Annotated in this window: 12 protein-coding genes; 2 read left to right on the forward strand and 10 right to left on the reverse strand. The window is 39.0% G+C overall.

All coding sequences use genetic code 11. The annotated features are described in order from the left end of the window. Nucleotides 1-21: 21 nt before the first annotated feature. From BW935_RS09685 to BW935_RS09710, 6 genes are all read right to left on the reverse strand, one after another. Nucleotides 22-1,050: a DUF5627 domain-containing protein gene (locus BW935_RS09685; protein WP_076500992.1), complete on the reverse strand. Its 1,029-nt coding sequence runs from the start codon at nucleotides 1,048-1,050 to the stop codon at nucleotides 22-24. A 45-nt stretch (nucleotides 1,051-1,095) separates the two neighbouring features. Further along, on the reverse strand, nucleotides 1,096-2,871 hold the full coding sequence (locus BW935_RS09690; RefSeq protein WP_076500994.1) for a RagB/SusD family nutrient uptake outer membrane protein: 1,776 nt from the start codon (nucleotides 2,869-2,871) through the stop codon (nucleotides 1,096-1,098). Between the two features lie 12 nt (nucleotides 2,872-2,883). After that, complete coding sequence (locus BW935_RS09695) at nucleotides 2,884-5,913, reverse strand: SusC/RagA family TonB-linked outer membrane protein (protein ID WP_076500995.1); 3,030 nt, start codon at nucleotides 5,911-5,913, stop codon at nucleotides 2,884-2,886. Nucleotides 5,914-5,951: 38 nt separating this feature from the next. Further along, complete coding sequence (locus BW935_RS09700; protein ID WP_076500997.1) at nucleotides 5,952-7,865, reverse strand: RagB/SusD family nutrient uptake outer membrane protein; 1,914 nt, start codon at nucleotides 7,863-7,865, stop codon at nucleotides 5,952-5,954. A gap of 12 nt (nucleotides 7,866-7,877) precedes the next feature. After that, complete coding sequence (locus tag BW935_RS09705) at nucleotides 7,878-11,192, reverse strand: SusC/RagA family TonB-linked outer membrane protein (RefSeq protein ID WP_245802676.1); 3,315 nt, start codon at nucleotides 11,190-11,192, stop codon at nucleotides 7,878-7,880. Nucleotides 11,193-12,245: 1,053 nt separating this feature from the next. Beyond that, nucleotides 12,246-14,192, reverse strand: a complete 1,947-nt coding sequence (locus BW935_RS09710; RefSeq protein WP_076501001.1) for a sialate O-acetylesterase — start codon at nucleotides 14,190-14,192, stop codon at nucleotides 12,246-12,248. A 362-nt stretch (nucleotides 14,193-14,554) separates the two neighbouring features. On the opposite strand from BW935_RS09710, the gene BW935_RS09715 reads away from it, so the two are divergent. Beyond that, nucleotides 14,555-15,649 (forward strand): glycoside hydrolase family 43 protein, encoded by a 1,095-nt coding sequence (locus BW935_RS09715; RefSeq protein ID WP_076501002.1) that lies wholly within the window; start codon nucleotides 14,555-14,557, stop codon nucleotides 15,647-15,649. A 120-nt stretch (nucleotides 15,650-15,769) separates the two neighbouring features. After that, nucleotides 15,770-16,936, forward strand: a complete 1,167-nt coding sequence (locus BW935_RS09720) for a hypothetical protein (RefSeq protein WP_245802677.1) — start codon at nucleotides 15,770-15,772, stop codon at nucleotides 16,934-16,936. 19 nt (nucleotides 16,937-16,955) lie between these two features. Here BW935_RS09720 and tenA read toward each other — a convergent pair whose 3' ends face one another. From tenA to thiM, 4 genes are read right to left on the reverse strand one after another with little or no spacing between them, the layout of a single operon-like run. Then, nucleotides 16,956-17,612, reverse strand: a complete 657-nt coding sequence (gene tenA, locus BW935_RS09725; protein WP_076501006.1) for a thiaminase II — start codon at nucleotides 17,610-17,612, stop codon at nucleotides 16,956-16,958. Continuing rightward, nucleotides 17,599-18,423: a bifunctional hydroxymethylpyrimidine kinase/phosphomethylpyrimidine kinase gene (thiD, locus tag BW935_RS09730; protein WP_076501007.1), complete on the reverse strand. Its 825-nt coding sequence runs from the start codon at nucleotides 18,421-18,423 to the stop codon at nucleotides 17,599-17,601. Before thiD ends, tenA begins: the two co-directional genes overlap by 14 nt. Next, nucleotides 18,420-19,070 (reverse strand): thiamine phosphate synthase, encoded by a 651-nt coding sequence (gene thiE, locus BW935_RS09735; protein ID WP_076501009.1) that lies wholly within the window; start codon nucleotides 19,068-19,070, stop codon nucleotides 18,420-18,422. Before thiE ends, thiD begins: the two co-directional genes overlap by 4 nt. After that, entirely contained in the window at nucleotides 19,067-19,861 is a 795-nt protein-coding gene (gene thiM, locus BW935_RS09740; RefSeq protein WP_076501011.1) for a hydroxyethylthiazole kinase, read from the reverse strand. The genes thiE and thiM overlap by 4 nt, the downstream gene beginning before the upstream one ends. Between the last annotated feature and the right edge of the window lie 56 nt (nucleotides 19,862-19,917).

A 19,917-nucleotide genomic window follows, 5' to 3' on the forward strand; every position in this document is an offset into this window, starting at 1 on the left:
ACAAACTTCGATTGGTGTAAACTATTTTAATACTGGATTGAAGGTTTCGAACCTTACGCCTCTATTTCTCATGACAAGCGTATCTGTAGACACTACTGTCATTCTAGGGTGATTAATCTCATAATTGAGGTAAATGGCATCTCTGTCTTGATTACCCCAGCTGTTCTTTTCACCACGCTTAGAGAATTTTCCAGAACCACTAGCAGTCACACCATCAGTCAATGAGCTGACAGTACAGTTACCATCATTATCAAAATTCAACATGAGGTTAATATCTTCATTGCTTCCGTCAGATGTTTCGATGGTAATCGGAAATTCTACAGCTGTTCTACTTGCAGTATGGAGATCGTTCAATTCATCCTCTTCTACAAATCTTGCTCTCCTAACCACAGTTCCAGAAAGATCCTCGTTTCCTTCTTTACCCAAAATCACATCCTGCCCTCTTCTCAAATAGATCCCATGCCATGGATTGATGTATTTGACAGCGTACAAAACAAAGTCTTTTGGGGTGACATCCCAGTCACCAATCACATGTGGGTTTGGATTAGGCAAAGTAGACCTGCCTACCAAAATGGAATCAGCATTGTCCACAGATGTAATTCTAAGTGGTACTACATAAGTATTCTTGATGGCTAATGGATCATCAAAAAAAGCTCCGGTCAATTGTACTTCAACACCTCCAATAATTTCCCCTCTAGGAATGATGATTTCGGAAGCTGCCATCTGAAAGTACTCAGTAGGCAAAACTCTAACTTCATCACCACCCTCTGAGAATAATAAATTCTCTGCTAAAGTTGGATCCATTTCTATTCCCAATCTCAATTGTTGGCGACTGGTGTAAACTCCACCTGTGGTGGCCATAATTCTGAACTTCCCTTCATTATCCAAAGTGGTGTCGAAGATATCTTCACCTTGAGTAATGGTCCTTACAGGATATTGATGGGCAAAATATACAGTTTGGTAATCAAAATCAGGAAACTCCCAATCTTGATTCACACAGGAACTCACTCCTATGATCATTATTACCATGCTAAATAAAACCTTTTTCATATTTCTTGTTTCTAATCAAATACTAAAACAAACTTCTATTATTTATTACCAACCTGTATTTTGCTTTAAGGAACTATATTTCAATAATTCACTCAAAGGAACAGGACCATATTTCATATGTGGAGCAAAAACTCTGTTTTGGACATTGATAACTTGACCAACATTGCTTTGAATTCTATATCCTCTAGCTGGCTCTGTCAAATCCAAATCCCATCTTCTGATATCCCAGAATCTGAATCCTTCGAAACACAATTCGAGTCTCCTTTCATTTCTTATCAATTCCCTCATGGCATCCTTATCACCTCTTACAGATTCTAAGTAAGCATCTCCATTTTGAATACCAACACCTGCTCTTTCTCTGATCCTTTTGATCACATCATAGGCAGAGAAACCAAAGCTTCCCGTACCTGTCGGCCCCCAAGCTTCATTGGCTGCTTCTGCATAGATCAAATAGAGCTCTGTATATCTTATTCTTGGCATCACATGAAGTTGACCATTTACTGAGTTAGGGTTCAAATTCACGTCTTGTCTGAGTAATTTTCTCATATAGTAGCCAGTCCTTGTAGATACCTCTACTCTGTTTATTCCATCGTTGGTACCGCCATCTGCTGTGGTATTGATCACTTGATTATTAGGGCCTGCTGTGGTTCCGTTGATGACGATGAATAGATTCAATCTAGGATCTCTATTTGCGTAAGGGGCGTTTGGATCATAGTTGCTATTTGGATGAGATATTGGATATCCATTGGATGCAGGAAATGCATCTACCAAATTTTGAGTTGGATTGAGTAAGCCATTCCCAAACTGTGTTGGAGGGAAATGCTGCGCTTCAAGGTTACTTGAAGGTCCTCCAAGTGATGTTCTCCAAAGAATCTCTTGCTGATTTACACCACCACCAAGGTTATTGATTTCGGCTACATTTGAGTACCAAGTTAGACCCGTAGGCGCCAATCCATTTACTCCACCATTGAGATTCAAAAGTTGACCAGCATAATTCGCTGCATCCTCCCAAGTAGTGGTACTTCCTGAACTAAAAGCAGGACTAGCGGCCAATAGAGCTGCTTGAGCTCTGATTGCCATTGCTATTCTTCCGCTAAGAAGTTGCCTTGCATCTTCTCCAAAAACCCTGTTGAAGTCATTTCTACTTGCTCCCATTTGTCTATATCTCTCAGGAACTTGACTTTCATTGGCTATATCTTCATAGTCTAACGGCAGTAATTCAATGGCTCTATTTGCATCAGCATATAATTGCTGCATACATTCTTCAAATGTATTTCTAGGTCTATTAAATTCTGAATTCAAATCCTGAGCTGTATCCAAAATCTGAACTCCAAGAAGCTGACCATCTGCCATACCTCCATGTGATTGTAAGAGATGGAACATGAACAAAGCTCTTAAACCATAAGCTTCACCCTTGATCCTATCAGCAAACATGCGATCAAGAAGGTTATTATTGACTGTGAAAGTGACGCTATCTGAAGCTGCGATCATTAAGTTCAAGTATTGGATCGCTGCCTTAGAGTTTTGCCATTGATTCAAAGGATTATTGTCAGATGCCCACTGTCCACTTGCTAAATTGAAGAAAGCATTGTTCTCATTGTTACTTACTGCATCATCTGTAGCCATATCATTGAATGACCAACCATTTCTAGGAATTCTCGCATAGCCATTGATAATCAAACCTTGGGCAAATCGAGGTTCATTGTAGCTACTTTCAAGATCTCTATTATTCTGTATTGCTGGTTCAAATAGATCATCACATCCTGTTATCAAAACAGTAACAATCACAAAAAACCAATATGTATATTTTAAACTTTTCATAGTTGCTCTGATTTAAAATTGTGCTGCCAAACCTAAATTGAAGAATCTTGTCTGTGGAGCTGAACCAATATTGGTCTCAAGGATCCTTCTATTAGGAGCTATGGTCAATAGATTCGCACCATTGGTGTAAATATCCATTCCCTTGATAAATCTCCCTCCGAAGATGCGATCAACTGGAAGCTTGTAGCTGATTTGAAGTCTAGCAAGATCAAATCTGTCAGTACTATAAAGCCAAAAGTCCGAGTTTCTAAAGTTATTTGCTCCATTGAGTGTAGTCAATCTCGGAAAAGTAGCTTCTTCCATATTTCCTTCATGCCACCTGCCTCTTACTTCTTCAGAATATTTGGCCTCACCAGCGACCCAGAAATAAGAGCTATTACTGATCGCATAAGCACCACTTCTCATCATACCCAAGGCGAAAATTGTAAAGTTCTTCCACTCTGCGGTAACATTCAGGCCTAAAGTCAAAGGAGCTCCAAACCATCCACCTCTACCTAGGAATACTTCATCTTGAGGTGTAATTCTACCATCGCCATTTTGATCTACATACCTCAAATCCCCAGGTCGAACTTCACCAAATATTTGTTCTGGCGAGCTGTTTATTTGAGCTGCACTATTAAAGAACCCTAAATTTTGCAGTCCCCAAATCGCATCCAGAGGTCTACCGCTTCGCTCTTGATACGAGTCAAGCCAGTTTTCACCTCTTTGTAGCGCCTTGGTATTATAATAGGTACCAACCAAACCTACATTGAGATTGACATCACCTACTTTTTGTTTTACATTCAGGTTAAAATCAAAACCAGTACGCAGATCACTGTTATAGTTTTCCCAAGGAATGAATGAAGAGGCAGGAAATCCAGTACTGAAGTAGTTTGGATAAATGTCACTTCTTTGAACTAGTAGACCTGACATTCTGCTGATAAATGCAGAACCCGTGAAGAAGAGTCTATTTTGGAACAAAGATGTTTCCACACCCACATTGATTTCTTCTCTTTTAGGCAATCTCATATCTGGGTTAGCACCTCTTCTTGAAATGGTGGTAATGTTATTTAGACCATCTTTCCAAGTATAGAATACTGTTCCATCACCTTGCTGTGTGTATACCTGCTCGTAGAGGTAGTAATCTTGGATATCCAAATCTGTATGGATAATTCCTCCAGAAACGGATAAGAGCAGGTTATCTACCACTTTTGAATCCTTCAGGAATCCCTCATTACTCAATCTCCAACCTAGAGACATGGTAGGGGAAAATGCACGTCTGTTGTTTTCAGGTAGTCTAGCTGAATGAATGACTGCATTATTCATTTCAACCAAAAACCTGTTTTGATAGCTATACCCAAAGTGAAGACCTAAATTGGCATTGCTCACTCGATGATACATTTGAGAGACGCCTGTTTGGAATCCCCCAGCTACCAACATTGCAGAAAATTCATGATCCTCCTTGACTACCTTGTTGTAATTCAATTGAGCCGACATGGACATGGTCTGTTGGAATCTGTTACCAGAAATATTCTGAGTTCTCGTACTCGCATCTTGACCAAACCTAGTCAAACCAGTGATCAAATCTTCACCTGCATAATTATTCCATTGTGGTTGAAATACCGCGTAGTTATTATTAAAAGCGAGGTTGTAAGAAGTCTGATAATCCAAACCAAACCTATATCCAAAGGTCAATCCAGGTAACACATTCGTCAAATCTGCATTTACGCCTGTATTAAATTGATATTGTCTGCTGGTAAATTGATTGGAGCCTCCTGCATAAATTCCAGCAATCGGGTTCGTTTGTTCCAATTGTGTACCTCCAAGAAGATATTGGCCATTGATGACATGACTGCTATTATTTACAAAATTCTGGGATACCAAATCATCTTCCTCAATCATGCTGATTGGAACTAAAGGAGAGAATCTATGTGGTCTGATAGTCGCCGCACCTTGCCAGAAGTTGGCATTCACGCCTTTTCCATTGTAAAAGATCACAGCTGCATCCGCAAAGCCTGAAATATGCTTGGTAAGATTCATATCTACATTTCCTCTGATATTGAATCGCTCATTTCTATTCTGCGTGGCTTGGCCAAAGTTTAGGAATGACCCTTCTGACATAAAGCCCATATTGGTGTAATACCTGGCACGATCATTTCCACCACTGATTTCCATGGTAGCGTCATGTCGACTATACGCTCTCTGAAGGTAATCGTCAGAATAAAAATCCAGATTTGGATACCTGTAAGGGTTACTACCAGAACCATGATTGAAAATTTCCTCTTGAGAAAACAAAGGTTGTAATCCATCATTAGCTCTAGCTTCATTGTAAAGCGTCATGTATTCTGCAGACCCCAAATAGTTCGGGAGTGCTCTTGCCATATGTACACCAGAGTTTGCCCTGACATTGACCATTTGCTTGCCTGCAGATCCTCTTTTGGTTGTGATCATAACAACTCCTTTGGCCGCACGACTTCCATAAAGCGCTACTGCTGATACACCTTTCAAAAAGGTGACTTGCTCAATTTCAAGTGCATTGACACTTCCTACATCTCTTGGAACACCATCTACAAGGACTAAGAACTCATTGTTCCCCCAAATATTTCCATGAAATCCAGGTGCAAAACCTTCCATATTATCAAGAGGCCAAGTAAAATAACTCTTCTCGATAATCTCTGGCACATTCACATAAGTGATACCACCGATCAGATTAGATTTATCTTTGGTTTGGTAAGGTGTATTTACCTGTCTTGATTCCCACTCGTCGAAGAGGATGATTTCATCTACTTGAGCGTTGATTCTTACTACTTTTGACTCATATCCCGGAGAAGTAAAGATCAAAACTGAATTTAAGGCTACTTCAAGGCTGAAAGTACCATCCTCGTTTGTGGTGGCCAATTGCTCTTCTTGGTCATTTCTGACCACTGCATTTGGAAGAGGTATGCCTTTCTGATCCGTTATTTTCGCTCTCAGTTGAATCGTCTGAATATCCTGAGCAACCAGAATAAATGGACTTAAAATCAACATAAAAGCCAGATACCATATTATATTTTTAATTTTCATCAGATGCTAGTTTAATGGGTTTGATAAATGAAAATCTCTTACCATCCTGGGTTTTGTCTAAACTCAGGATAAAGGGTGACATCAGAAACTTTCAATGGTAACCAGTAATGTCTTTCAGCAAGTGGTCTTTCTAATAAAACCTCTTCACGATAATTGAGCACTCTCATATCGGCAGGATCTCCACCAACCTCAGAATCTGGGGCTCTATTAAATTCAATTGCTGTTTTGAGGGTGTATGGTCTTTCTATGAGTAGCATCCATCTTCTCAAGTCATTGAATCTATGTCTTTCAAAAGCAAGTTCTACAGCACGCTCTCTTCTAACTTCATCAAGAAATACAGGTACAGATTCTAGGTACTTTGGCAAGACATTAGGCATTCCTGCTCTCTCTCTGATTGTATTGATCGCGTCTACTGCGGTCTTATCAAAGTTGGTAGACTTAGCTGTCACCGCATTATGACCCATCAATGCCGCTTCAGCATACATCAAATACACATCAGCCAATCGTAGATAAGGAACATTCAAATGCAAAGCAGCGCCAAAAGCAAATGCATTGTCATAAGCATTGGCCTGAAGAGGTACAAATTTTCTATTCAAGTAACCTGTAGGGCTACCAGATACAGCACCTCTGTAGCTACCCCCAGTAAATAAATTGGCAAATCTATTATCCTCTTGATTTGGAGGCATGGAACCCTGTACTACTTGAACTCCATCGAATACAACACTTTTGTAAAATCTCGGATCTCTTCCTCTAAAAGGAAACTCTGGATCATAACCTGACTCAGCATCTGCCTGACTTACATTTGCTGGCAGCGGATGACCATTGGCCATTCCAAAGTTTCTGTTGACATAATTAGCTGTAGGAGCAAACTTAGTCGCATCACCATCTACTATGACAGAAGGAAAGAATTGCTTCGTAATCCCCCAGTTAGACTGATCACCTGACCAATAAAGTGATCTAAAAATAGATTCTGTACTACCTGATAGGGCCCAGTTTTGACCCATTGTGTAAAATAATCCATGCCAACGATCAAATGGAACTAGAGCATATTGTGTCTGTCCTGTCTCTACCAAATTTAGCAATTCACCTAAAGCCTCAGCAGACCTTCTACAGAAATCTGCATTGTAGGATCTACTTCCTGTAGATTCTAGGTTCATCAATGGACTACCAGCATAAAGTAGGTTCTTCCCAAGATAAGCTAGGGCCATGACCTTATTGATCCGAAGTTCATTTCTACCCAGTGTTCTACGTCCAGCGACAGTGTTGTCCCAGTCAATTGGTAGTAAATCAGCAGCTCTTCTAAAATCTGCCGCAGCTTTTTCAGCACTTTCATGATAAGAAAGCCTCGGTTCTCTAAGCTGCTGATCGCCTGGCAGTACCCTATCGATGTAAGGAAGACCCCCCACATGCTGAATCAACATGAAATGAAACCATGCTCTAAAGAAAAGCAACTGCCCCTCGATCAAGGCTCTCTCTTCATCTGTAGCCTCAGTCATTCTATGCAAATTCTCTAAGCCAAGGTTAGCTTTACGAATTCCATACCATGCCAGTGGCCATAGACCTTTGGTGTGTGGGTTGTCATTGGTATTGGCAGACCACTTATCCATCCAGCTAGCTTGTCCACCATGTCCAGAATGCTCTACTTGCCATGCCCAGAAGTTACCTCTGTCAAAAGCAAATGTCACGTGAAAATTACCCGCAGCAGAGACCATCTCATCTTCACCCCAGTTCCAAGATGCAGTCCAATAACTTGTAGTAAAGTTTGGAATACACTGGTATAACTCTTCAGTAAACCCTTGGAAATTTTCGAAATTCAAAAATGCTATTTCCTCAGAAATCACTGACTCTGGTGTTCTCTCCAAATAATCTAGACAAGAAGTCGAGAATAATAATACTAGAGAAAAAGAGAGAAATATATTAATCTTATTTTTTATGTATTTTAAGTTTTTCATTGTGAATCTATTTTAGAATGACATTGTAACACCCAAATTGACTCTTCGCATCATAGGATAAGCTCCCTCCCATGCTGCACCAGTACCAAAGTTAGATTCTCTATCATCTGGCATTTTACTCCATACCATCAAATTGTTACCATTTAAGAATACTCTCAAACCACCCATTCCAAGTTTACTTGCCTTGGCTTTATCAAATGAATAAGCAAATTCAGCATTCTTGATTCTCAAATAAGAGCCATCGTACAGATACCTTGCTCCGTAATAGTAGGATACTGGAGTCAACCAAACTGGTAGTGGCGTGCCTGCATCAGGATTGTCGATAGACCAATAAGTACCTTCATCATACACAAGGTTTCTCTGACCATCTAGATTGGTGAAAGGGACATTTCGCGTCACATTATTGACACCATAAAGCTGAACAAAGAAGGATAATCCTTTATATTCAAAGCCTATATTGGTATTGAAGGTATTCTGCGGAACACCTGAGAAACCAAATGGTGCAGCATCAAAAGCATCAATGATTCCATCACCATTGAAATCGACTATTTGATAGCCTCCAGGAAGTTTGCTGCTATTATTTGTGTTATGTGGCGTACTTCCATAGACTTCATCCCATGAATTATAAAACCCGTGATCTATGTGAGATCTGTGCTGACCTAATTGGAAACCTGCTTGCTTTTGATAATCTACCAAAAACTCAGGATCATCTCTATTGATCACTATATCCAAAGCTCGTGTAACAGCAACATCAGCCCATACCCGGACGCCATTTCTTAAAGTCCTATTGATACCAAGCATCAATTCATAACCCGTAGTCGTCACTCTTCCAAGGTTAGCCGCCGGAGCTGTCGCTCCAAAATAACTTGGAATACTACGATCACCCGCCATCAAAATATCTACCCTGTCATCTCTAAAAACATCGACGCTACCATCCAACAATCCATTAAACAAACTGAATTCAGTTTTCAAATTGTATTTGTAGACGGTCTCCCATCTTACATTTGGATTACCAAGGACTTGCTCTCTGTACCATTGGAATGGGCTATTATCATCTCTCCATCCAACAGTTGCTAATCTTGAAGCGCCTCCAAAAGCCCACTGATTCATGAATAGGAATCTACCTCCAATATTATCATCACCTACTTGTCCATAAGAAGCTGTTACTTTTAAGAAATCAATGGCAGAAATCTGCTTCATAAAATTCTCTTCAGAAACTACCCATCCAAGTCCACCGGAAGAAAAGAATGCAAAACGGTAATCGATTCCAAATTTCTCCGAGCCATTGTATGCCCCGTTGTATTCTACCAAATACTTTCTCTTGTAATCATATACTGTTCTAAATACCCAGTCCTCTCTGTAGCTTGGTATCATGTTACCAATTGCATCTTGCTGACGGCTAAATAATCCCATCACATTGATATTATGATCATCAGCAATGGTCTTCAAGTAATTCAATTGCATTTGATAGAATAACCTACGCTGAGCACCTTGCACATTACCTCCTTGCGTAGTCCATGCAATAGGTTGAAAAAAGTCGAAATTACTATTATCAAAGTTATTTTTTAGATTGACTCTACCTGTCACTGGATCTATCCACATCTCTTCGGTATTGTTGAAAAGGTCATTGACGCCTCGATTGACCTCGGTGAAGGTATTATCTATCGCCATGGTGCCTCTGAAATTCAAACCTTTCACAATCATCCCCAAATCTTGCTCGAGGACAATATTGGTAGAAAGACTGGTGGTGGTAATATTTTCAACACCACCAATGGCCAAAACTCTTGCGGAGTTGATCGCGCCATAATCATCAAGTGGATAATATCCCCAAAGACCATTCGAATACCTTGGTACAAATGCATCAGGTGGGTTTCGGTAGGCTGCTCTCCAAAAGTTAGCGTCATTTCCTGCATTCCAAGGGGTTTGCCTCACACCATAAATACCACCTAAATTCACTTTCAATAAGGTTGAAGAAGTCAATTGGAAATCTAGGTTATTTCTAAAGTTTAGCCTATTGAAATTATATCCAGGTTGATATCCTCTATCATTCTGAATTTCTCTAAATAAATCTCCTTCATTTTGGAAGTCAAATGCAGCAAAATATTTGGTCAATTTTGTACCTCCACTGATTGCAACATTTGCATTATATGCCATGGCATAATCCTTAAAAAGATAATTTTGCCAATCTATATTAGGGTATCTCTCTGCCTCTGCAAGATTTGCAGGATTTCTATATTTTTCCCTGATTTCTTGAGGTATATACTGAGACCATGCTTGTGGACTTACTGACAATTCTCTTTCGATAGCTCTATTTCTGATCCCTATAGCATCATAAGCATCCATCTTACCAGGAAGCTTAGAAGGAGATTTCACAGTCGCATTTACTCTTGCTACTATTTCTGCTTTGCCTTCCTTACCTCTCTTGGTAGTCACGATGATTACGCCATTAGCTCCTCGTGATCCGAAAACAGCTGTAGCAGATGCATCTTTCAAAACAGAAATTGATTCTACTGATCCAATATCCATTTGATTAAAAAATTCTGGTCTTTCAACTCCATCCACAAGGATTAGTGGGGAGTTTCCATTCCAGCTATTCTGACCTCGGATGAAAATCTGAGGTTGTTCGTCTCCCGGCATTCCCGAGCCCTGAGTTGTAATTAGACCAGGCAAGTTACCAGTAAGTGCTGCTCCAAGACTTGAAACACCACCAGTTCGCTGGAGAACTTCACTATTGGTCTGAGATACTGCTCCGATCAATGTTTCTTTTCGCTGCTCACCATATCCAATCACCACAAATTCTTCCAATGAAGACTCTGTTTCTTTAAGGGTTACATTGTAGACAGTTTTATTGGCCAAAACAGGCATCTCTACGTTTTCATATCCAATAAAACTGAATACCAATACCTCACCAGGTTGCACATCAATCTTAAAGTCACCATCGATTCCTGTAGCAACACCCCTTGTAGTTCCTTTTACCAAAATAGTAACCCCTGGTATAGGCATCCCATCACGGGCATCGGTCACTACTCCTCTCACTTCTGCAAATACTTCTTTGTCAGATTCTGATACTTTTGAAGCAGTTGCATTTTCTTCCTTTAGATCCTTGTTTGATGAAGTTTTAGAAAATTCATCACTTGCTACTCTTGCCGCTTTTGTTTGATTTTCATTGGATGTTAGTTCATTATTTTGAACTCCCTGAAAATCTAAGCTTACAGCGGCAGCTTTAATTTGAGATGAAATGCTCCCTACGATAAATAAGGATAATAACATCACAAATAACTTACTCCGAAAATTTCCAGAGATATGCCTTTGTAAAATTTTAAACATACTTTTTAAGATTATTTTAGGTTGAAAGATTTAATTAATCATTTAATAAAACAGATAGGTATACTTTCCTACCACTCTATTTATCCTGTTAGCACTTTTGCAATCATAATTTTCTATTTTGGGTTAGTGATTATTTTAATTCAGATTTATACTAAGAAGCCATGAAAAAATAAATTTTTCGTTCGCTACTTAATTTTATCAATTTGTAAGCTGGACTGGAGAGCTACTATCGAATTGGAAACCTGGATAGCATCATTGTCTTCCTCCTTTGATTTGCCAAGAATGAGAAGAAGTTCAAAAAAGAAATCTGTTTAGAAAGATTAGAATGCCTTGCACAAAAATCTAAATTGTATTGCTGTTTCATGACCTTGGGTTTTATTGTTTTTGACTTAATCAAATATATTAATTGATCTTAAAAAAATAAATTCATAGAATAGGTATTAATATCCTGATTTTCAATTATTTATAAAATTTGTTTTGTTAAAAAATATAATAATATTTGATAAAAAACGTCGATTCCAGCCAAATAAGGCACATTTTACAGTTTCTAGCATATTGAGTATATTTCGCTTAGGTAAACACATTGATTTTCAGTGATTTACATTATTTTTTTGTGATTTTTTTTTACATAAAAATTTAAATTTTTGGCTTTAACAATTGAATTATTTTTCTCAACTAACTTATATGAAAATTTCAAATTGCGATTGACATAAAGCACCTACATTTTCAACTGTTTATTCTAAAATCGTATGCTTATCGTACTGAATTTTGATAGATTTTCTTCAAAATTAATGTCAAAATATTGAGCCAATAGCACGTCGTTCCTACACTAATTTGATTACTTTCAAATACAAAAATTATAATACTTCTTAACAAATTTTTATCAGTCTCAAAAGCAAGAGAAAGCCTGAATTAGCAAGCATAAATCATAGTTTTTTTCGATTTTAAGCAGAAAATCTAACAAGCTCTTATTGTCAATTTATGATTGAATATTTTTGAATTGGTAAAAAAATAAGCCCTAATTATAAGAGCTTAGGGTAATTGTGGCGGTTTTCAAAAACTCAGCTCAAATTGAAATGGAGATGCTGGCATTCCTTCCTTGTTTATTAAGTTTGCATTGACCGGGTTATTTGCCCAGCCATACCTGACTGATACAGGGTTCAAATTGTTGGGAAGCATTATTTCAACTTGATTATTATGGATTTTTGCTGCAACCCATTGAAAAGAACCAGTATGATCCTTCAATGAAAATCCTCCAAGTCTATTTCCTTGAATGGTGGTAAGTCCACTCCCTTTCTCATCAAAGTCTAAAATCAACCTGTTTCTTTTGACTCGCCCTTTTTTAAATACTGGACCTGAAAAAACCATGTCTTTTTCAAAATAGGCGACTTTCATGGCTTGTAAAACTAGCCTCTCAGCTACCGTCTTCTTATCTAGCGGGTGTATATCATTGGCCTCCCCTACATCAATGGTAATCGCCATACCTGTATTGGGATGTCTCAAAGCTAATCTTTGTACTTCCCGCATTTCTGCCCAACCACTTTCCTGAGGTTGATCGGAAGCTTCAAGATAGTTGGGCAGTTGAACAAAAATAAAAGGTAAGGCTTCCTCCCCCCAGCTTGCTCTCAAACTATAAATCAGTGCTTCTAACTGCTTGTCATATAACTGAGCTTGGCCGACATTGGACTCTCCTTGATACCAAAGTAGTCCTTTGATTGTCATATTGTGCAAGGGAGCGATCATAGCATTGTACAAACCCATTGGTTTAAACCTGATCGCTGTTTGAGTTGGAGCAGGAGGCATTTTCGCACCCAATTGATAACTCCAATCTTTGCTCAAATCAATAATTTGCCCTTTTATTTCTAGCTGGTAGGGTTTTTCTGTTACAAAACCACCGCGCCCATTCTCACTAACTAACCTGATGGTAATAACATTCTTCCCCCTTTTCAAAAAATCTGATGGAACTTCATACCTTCTTGGCGGATATCTATATCCTGTACTTCCTACTAGTTCACCGTTCACGTAAGTTTGGTCACTATCAATCAAAGTTCCCAATAAAAGTCTTGCAACTTCACTTTCCGAAGGATCAAAATCCAAATAGAATTCTTTTCTTAACCAATAAACACCATTGATAGCATACCCTTCTTCCGCAGGAAATAAATCTACATACTCTAACTTACTCCAGCCAGAAGGTACAAATGCTGATTCAAACCAATTGATTCTTGATTTTTTCAATCCTAAATCAACAGCTTCTAAGCTGTCTTTCCAATGATTGAATCTAGCTCTGTCTGCTTGCTCTATGGAGTCAATGATTCCAGGTTTTTGATAATATATGGCTTCATCATAATCTTTTGGAAAGGACTTTAGCGCTTGCTCACCTAGCCATGCCTGAATCGGCGAACCACCTACACTCGCATTGATGACACCAACAGCTACATCATATTCCTCTTGAAGTTTTTTTGCAAAAAAATAACTGATCGCGGCAAAGGATCTAATAGTTTCTGGTTTGACAGCCACCCACTTTCCACCCTTCAAATCATGCTTGGCTCCAGTAAAAGAGTAATCATCAGGAACATCAAAATATTTTATCCGATGCTGATACGGTCGATCAAATTCCTCAGGAAACATTGGTTCCACACGCTCCATTGTCGTCTCCATATTAGACTGACCAGAACATACCCAAACCTCCCCAAACCAAACATCACTGATTTCAAGACTTTCCGTTTCTGAGGAAATTTTCAAAACGTAAGGGCCTCCGGACTGAGCCGCAGGTAAGATAAGTTTCCATGCTCCCTGATTGTCGACAGTTCCAGACACCTTGATGCCACTGATTTCTACCGTAATTTTTGAATCAGCGGTCGCCCATCCCCAAATATTCACAGGAATATCTCTTTGCAAAACGAGTCCATCACTGATCAAAGCTGGAAGCCTTATTTCAGCGAAAGCATCGATAATCGATACTACAGAGAGTAAAATAAAAAAGGGAAGAAATCTATTCATTCTGGGCTTAATGTTAATTCAATAATACATGAAAGGGATACTTTCCTTATCAAGACTTATCAAATTCGCCTTAAACATGAAACAAAATTTGTTAAAATGCAACCGATTTCATAAATATTTTAAGTAAATGAATACAATTGAATTTATTTTTAATCAAAATATTTCTGAACCTACTCTTCAAATTGATTTTTCAAGTAAAAAATCAAACCTTTAAAATAAAATTAAGCATACTATTCTACAGATAATGGCATACTGAGCAAGTTTCATTTTTGTTTCTAATCAAAATTCAATATTATTGAAATCGATTTCATTTCAATCGCTTATCATGTAGAATTAATAAAAAATTAAAATCAGTCAAGCCTATGAACCTAAAATCAATCTCTAGGGTAGCATTATTAGCTACCATTCCCTTGTTTGCCATTTCTTGTGGAGAAAGTAAAGATACCGAAGAAGAAGTTGAAGTATCAGAAGCCCCAAAGTTTTTGTCCAAACCCTTAGTGTCCCACATTTATACAGCAGACCCTTCTGTTCATGTATTTGATGGCACAATATACATTTACCCTTCTCATGATGTAGAATCTGTGGTAGAAGAGGATGACTCAGGTGCACATTTCAATATGCGAGATTACCATGTATTCAGCATGACTGACATCAATGCAGAGCCTGTGGATCATGGTAGAGCCTTGGATGTAGATGATGTCAAGTGGGCCAAAAGACAGATGTGGGCACCAGATGCGGCCAAAAAAGGCGATAAATATTATCTCTACTTTCCTGCAAAAGATTTTGATGACATCTTTAGACTTGGAGTAGCTGTTAGCGATAGCCCAACGGGACCATTCACAGCTCAGCCTGAGCCAATGAAAGGCTCATATAGTATTGATCCAGCTGTGTTTCAAGATGGCGAGGAATACTATATCTATTGGGGAGGAATCTGGGGAGGTCAGCTTCAGAAATGGAGAACTGGCGAATATTTATCAACGGGAAAATCTCCTTATGCTGACGAACCAGAAGATGACGAACCTGCTATCAGTCCTATGGTAGCGAAACTTAGCGATGACATGCTTGAGTTTGGTGAGGAGCCAAAGAAAATCGCAATACTTGATCAAGATGGCACTCCTATCAAAGCTGGAGATCACGAGAGAAGATTCTTTGAAGCTGCTTGGGTACATAAGCACAATGACAAATACTATTTCTCCTACTCCACTGGAGATACCCACAATATCGCATATGCTATTGGAGATTCGCCTTATGGTCCATTTACATACCAAGGTGTGGTATTGAAGCCGGTACAAGGCTGGACCAATCACCATTCTATTGTCAAAATTGATGGCAAATGGTACATTTTCTATCATGATACAGAACTATCAGGAGAAACACATCTCAGAAATATCAAAATGGCTGAACTGGAACATCTTGCTGATGGAACAATCAAAACCATCGAACCAATCTTGAAATAACACTTAAGCAAAGGTTAAATAATCAACGAATCCGAAGCATAGCTGCTTCGGATTTTTGTTTTTAGACACTATTCTAAATATTTACTTTTGTTCGAACTAATTTTTTATCATATTTCGAATATGATGAACTTTAAATATGGCTATTACCTTTTAGCTCTACTGCTCTTTGCGGCCTGTGGTAAAAGCGAAGAATCAAAGCATTTCAGTAATGCCTCAGGCTATGAATTAGTCAAAGTTGATTCCTTCCAAGTAGAAAATCTAACTAGGGTGAGAATTACTGACTTCAGTGAAAGTGAAAACATCTACTTAGGCTACAGTGAAGCAGAAAACGACGTGCTTGAAATTTCCCCTGAAGGGAACATCATAAAAAGAGTTAATCTCAGTGGAGATGGTCCAGGCAAATTAAGAAATTATGGTCCAATGGGTTTGAGTTTTGGCCCTGATCAGAAAAGAGTGCTACAAATGCCATTTGTCTTAGCTACCTACAACCAAGCTTATGAACAACTTGAAAACATGAGTATCCGCTCTCCACTTCCCGTGAGATCTATCATTCCATCAGGCAAGACAGCTTATTTCATGGAGGAAAACCATCCGAGGTATCTTGTAGGGCCTACTACATTCCTTTCAGCCCATCTCTTAATCTATAATGAAGTAGGTAGAGATACTTTGCAAAACTTCTCTATCCTTTATCCAGAAACTGGTGAATTGAAGTCAATCATCCCCTACGAAGCAGACTCTTATTATAAAAAGACTCCCCATATTTATACTAACCTGATGGCTAAGTCATTTTTTATATCAGCTAACAAGTTATATGTACTACAAGGCCTATCAGAATCTATTCAGGTGTATGACTTATTGGATTTCTCACTTATTAAAAACATCCCGCTGACGCATAGTGATTTTATCAAATACGATCCTGTACCACTTGGCACGGTGATGGATGATCCAAGGATCAAACAGCTATCTTCCATGGCAGGAAGAAATCAAAAGTTACTCGAAATCAGTGAAGATTATTGGCTAGTAAGTTATTTCCAAGGTGTAACTGAATCAGAATATGAATTGAAAAACTCGGAAGAGCAACCATTTCGTCTTGGTGATGCTTATGACAAGCTCAAATTGCTTATATTTAAAAATGGCAGGCAAGTTAACGGAGAATTAGCTGCACCTAAGGGAATTATGCTTTTTTCTCTAGGAAACAATAAGGTTCTTGTGGAAGAAAAACCTAGCGAAGATATAGAAGAGGAGGTTACTCGGTATAGTATCTATGAATTGAGAGCTATCAATTAAAAGAGAACTGGGCTACGGTTCAAATAGCCCAGCTTTCCTTTTGATATGCAGCTTCCCAAAACATCCATTCCAATCGTGTAGCCATTTGAAAGGCTTCTAGCATTTCTCCTTGAAGCTTATCGCTTGCCTCTGATGCTAACTGATCAGTAATTTGTATGGCTTGCATTACGGATTGAGCAAACTCCTCTCCTGAATAAGTGTCTATCCAGTTTTTATAAGGATTATCTCGGACTGCTGATTGCTGCGCATAAATATGGTCTCCCACTTCCTTGTAAATCCAAAAACAAGGCAATACCGCTGCTGCTGCTACTTCTACATTGGCAAAAGCTGATTTCGAGAGCAGGTAATTGGTGTAGAGCAGACAAGTAGGTGAAGGCTTCACTTCATCAGGAATCCCTAAGGTCTTGAAATAACTTTCGTGCAAGGCTCGCTCCACTACAATAGCTCCAGTTGCAAACTGCGAATAAGCCAGTACTTGATTCAAATCTTGCAACCTACTCGAGATGGTACTCAATGCTTTGCCAAACTCACCTAAATAATAGGCATCCTGCGCCATGTAGAACTTGAACCTCTCCTTATCTAAAGTGCCGGCGGTCAATTCTTGATTGAAAGGCAATTCTAATATTTTCTGATAGATGGGTTCAATACTCCCCCATGCTTGCTCACTCCACTTCATGTATAATTTGATTTTGAGGGTTGAAAAAATGATTCAAGGGACCATTTCCTTGACCTGTTTTTACTGATTTCCCGAGTAATATAGCTTGATAAATATAATTTCTAGCCTTAGTCACTGCTAATTGTAAATCACTTCCTTTTGCCAATTCAGCTGCAATCGCCGATGAAAGAGAACAACCTGTGCCATGAACATTGCTAGATTCTATTTTAGCATTTTCATACATCACTTCATCTCCTTCCTTCATGACCAGTAAATCTTGGATAACCTCTGTTTCTAAATGTCCTCCTTTGATCAAAACTGAATTTGGAATGTAGAATTGTAGAAAAGCCGCAGCTTTCTTCATATCACTCAGGCTCTGAACTTTAAATCCACAAAGAATTTCTGTTTCATCCAAATTTGGTGTGATCAATGATACTATCGGGAATAATTTTTCCTTGATTGATTCGATGGTTTCCTCTTGGATCAATCGATCTCCTGATGTTGCAACCATCACCGGGTCAAAGACTATCGGGATCTCTAAACCTTTCAACTTGCTAGCCAATAACTCCACTACCTCAGGCCTATCAAGCATACCAATTTTGATGGCTTTTGGCGGAATATCTGACAATATTGCATCTAACTGCGCTTCTATATGATCAATTGGGATACCATGGATACCTTTGACGCCCATGGTATTTTGAGCTGTAGTAGCCGTGATGACAGTCATCCCATAGCAACCCAAAGCTGAAAAGGTCTTTAAATCCGCTTGGATTCCTGCTCCTCCACTGCTATCTGAGCCTGCTATACTCAATACAGGAATATATGATTTCATTTTTCTCTGATTTTTAAACCTAAATCAATTTCTTTTCTAAATAGCTCTGCAGCTTTGGCTGGCGATTCTGCACTGCAAATACCTGAGACCACAGCAAGACAATCTGCTCCAGCAGCGATCACTGAGGCTGCATTTTGGATTTTAATATTTCCTATGGCAATCAGGGCTTTGGTACTCATCGTCTTCAATTCGCTTAAGCCTTCGAGTCCCCATTCTGCTATGGTATCAGTCTTAGTCGGAGTCGAAAAAACTGGACTAACACCATAATACCAAGCTAAATTTGAATATGGATCCTTGATATCATTCATTTTCTCAATGGATAACCCTATTGGAAAATCTACGCCTAAAGCCTTTTGAACTTCATGGATTGCAGTGTCTGACTGTCCTACATGAATTCCATCAGCTTCAACCCATTGCGCTACATTGACATTGTCATTGATAATTAGCGGAACCTTATATCGATCACATATCACTTTTAATTTTTCTGCTTTTTGAAGGAATTGACGATCATCAAGCTTCTTCTCGCGAAGTTGAACAATGTCTACACCTCCCTTGATAGCTTCCTCCGCAACCCAATAAAAATCCCTACCCAAACAAGCTAATTCATCTGTGACCAAGTAAAGACGGTATGGGAATTGACTTGTCATAATTGATCAATGTGCAATCTTTTTACCAATTCCTGTTCATTCAATTGATAAAGTGCATCATAAAAGTGTAATTGGAGTGTTCCTGGGCCAGTAGCTTGCTCTGCTGCAATGTCACCTGCTACACCCATCACTGCCATTGCAGTCGCAGTGGCAAGAAATGCATCCTCGCTTGCTCCTGCAAATGCTCCCACTATCGCAGATGCAGTACAACCCATACCCGTCACTTTTGCCATCATGGGATGTCCATTAGAGATCACCGCTACTCTTCCTTCTTTGATGATATAATCCTTCGCACCAGAAGTACATACTACGGCTCCAGTTTCCTTTGAAAGTTCAATCCCTGCTTGCAGTGCTTCATCTGAGCTATTGCTGCTATCTACACCCCTACTTTGGATATTTACACTAGCCAAAGCCATGATTTCTGATGCATTCCCTCTAATGATACTTGGCTTTTTGGCGAGCAACTGTGTCAAGACTTCATTTCTATAGGCAGAAGCTCCCGCTCCCACAGGGTCTAAAACCCAAGGTTTTTGATTTTCGTTGGCACAATCCGCAGCTAGCAACATGCTATCCACCCAATATTCGTCTAGTGTACCAATATTGATGACCAAGGATGAAATAATTTTGGACAGATCTCCCATTTCAGGATGTGCATGCGCCATGATAGGCGATGCGCCAACAGCCAATAATGCATTTGCTGTATTATTCATTACCACGTAATTGGTAATCGATTGAACAAGCGTTGGGTTAGATTTGAAATGATTGAATGTACTGATAATTGTGTCCTTCATGATTTTATTTTTAAGGTTAAAAAAAACTTTAGGAGCACTATAAATCGGTGATCATT

The sequence above is a fragment of the Belliella pelovolcani genome (assembly GCF_900156785.1).
Taxonomy (GTDB): domain Bacteria; phylum Bacteroidota; class Bacteroidia; order Cytophagales; family Cyclobacteriaceae; genus Belliella; species Belliella pelovolcani.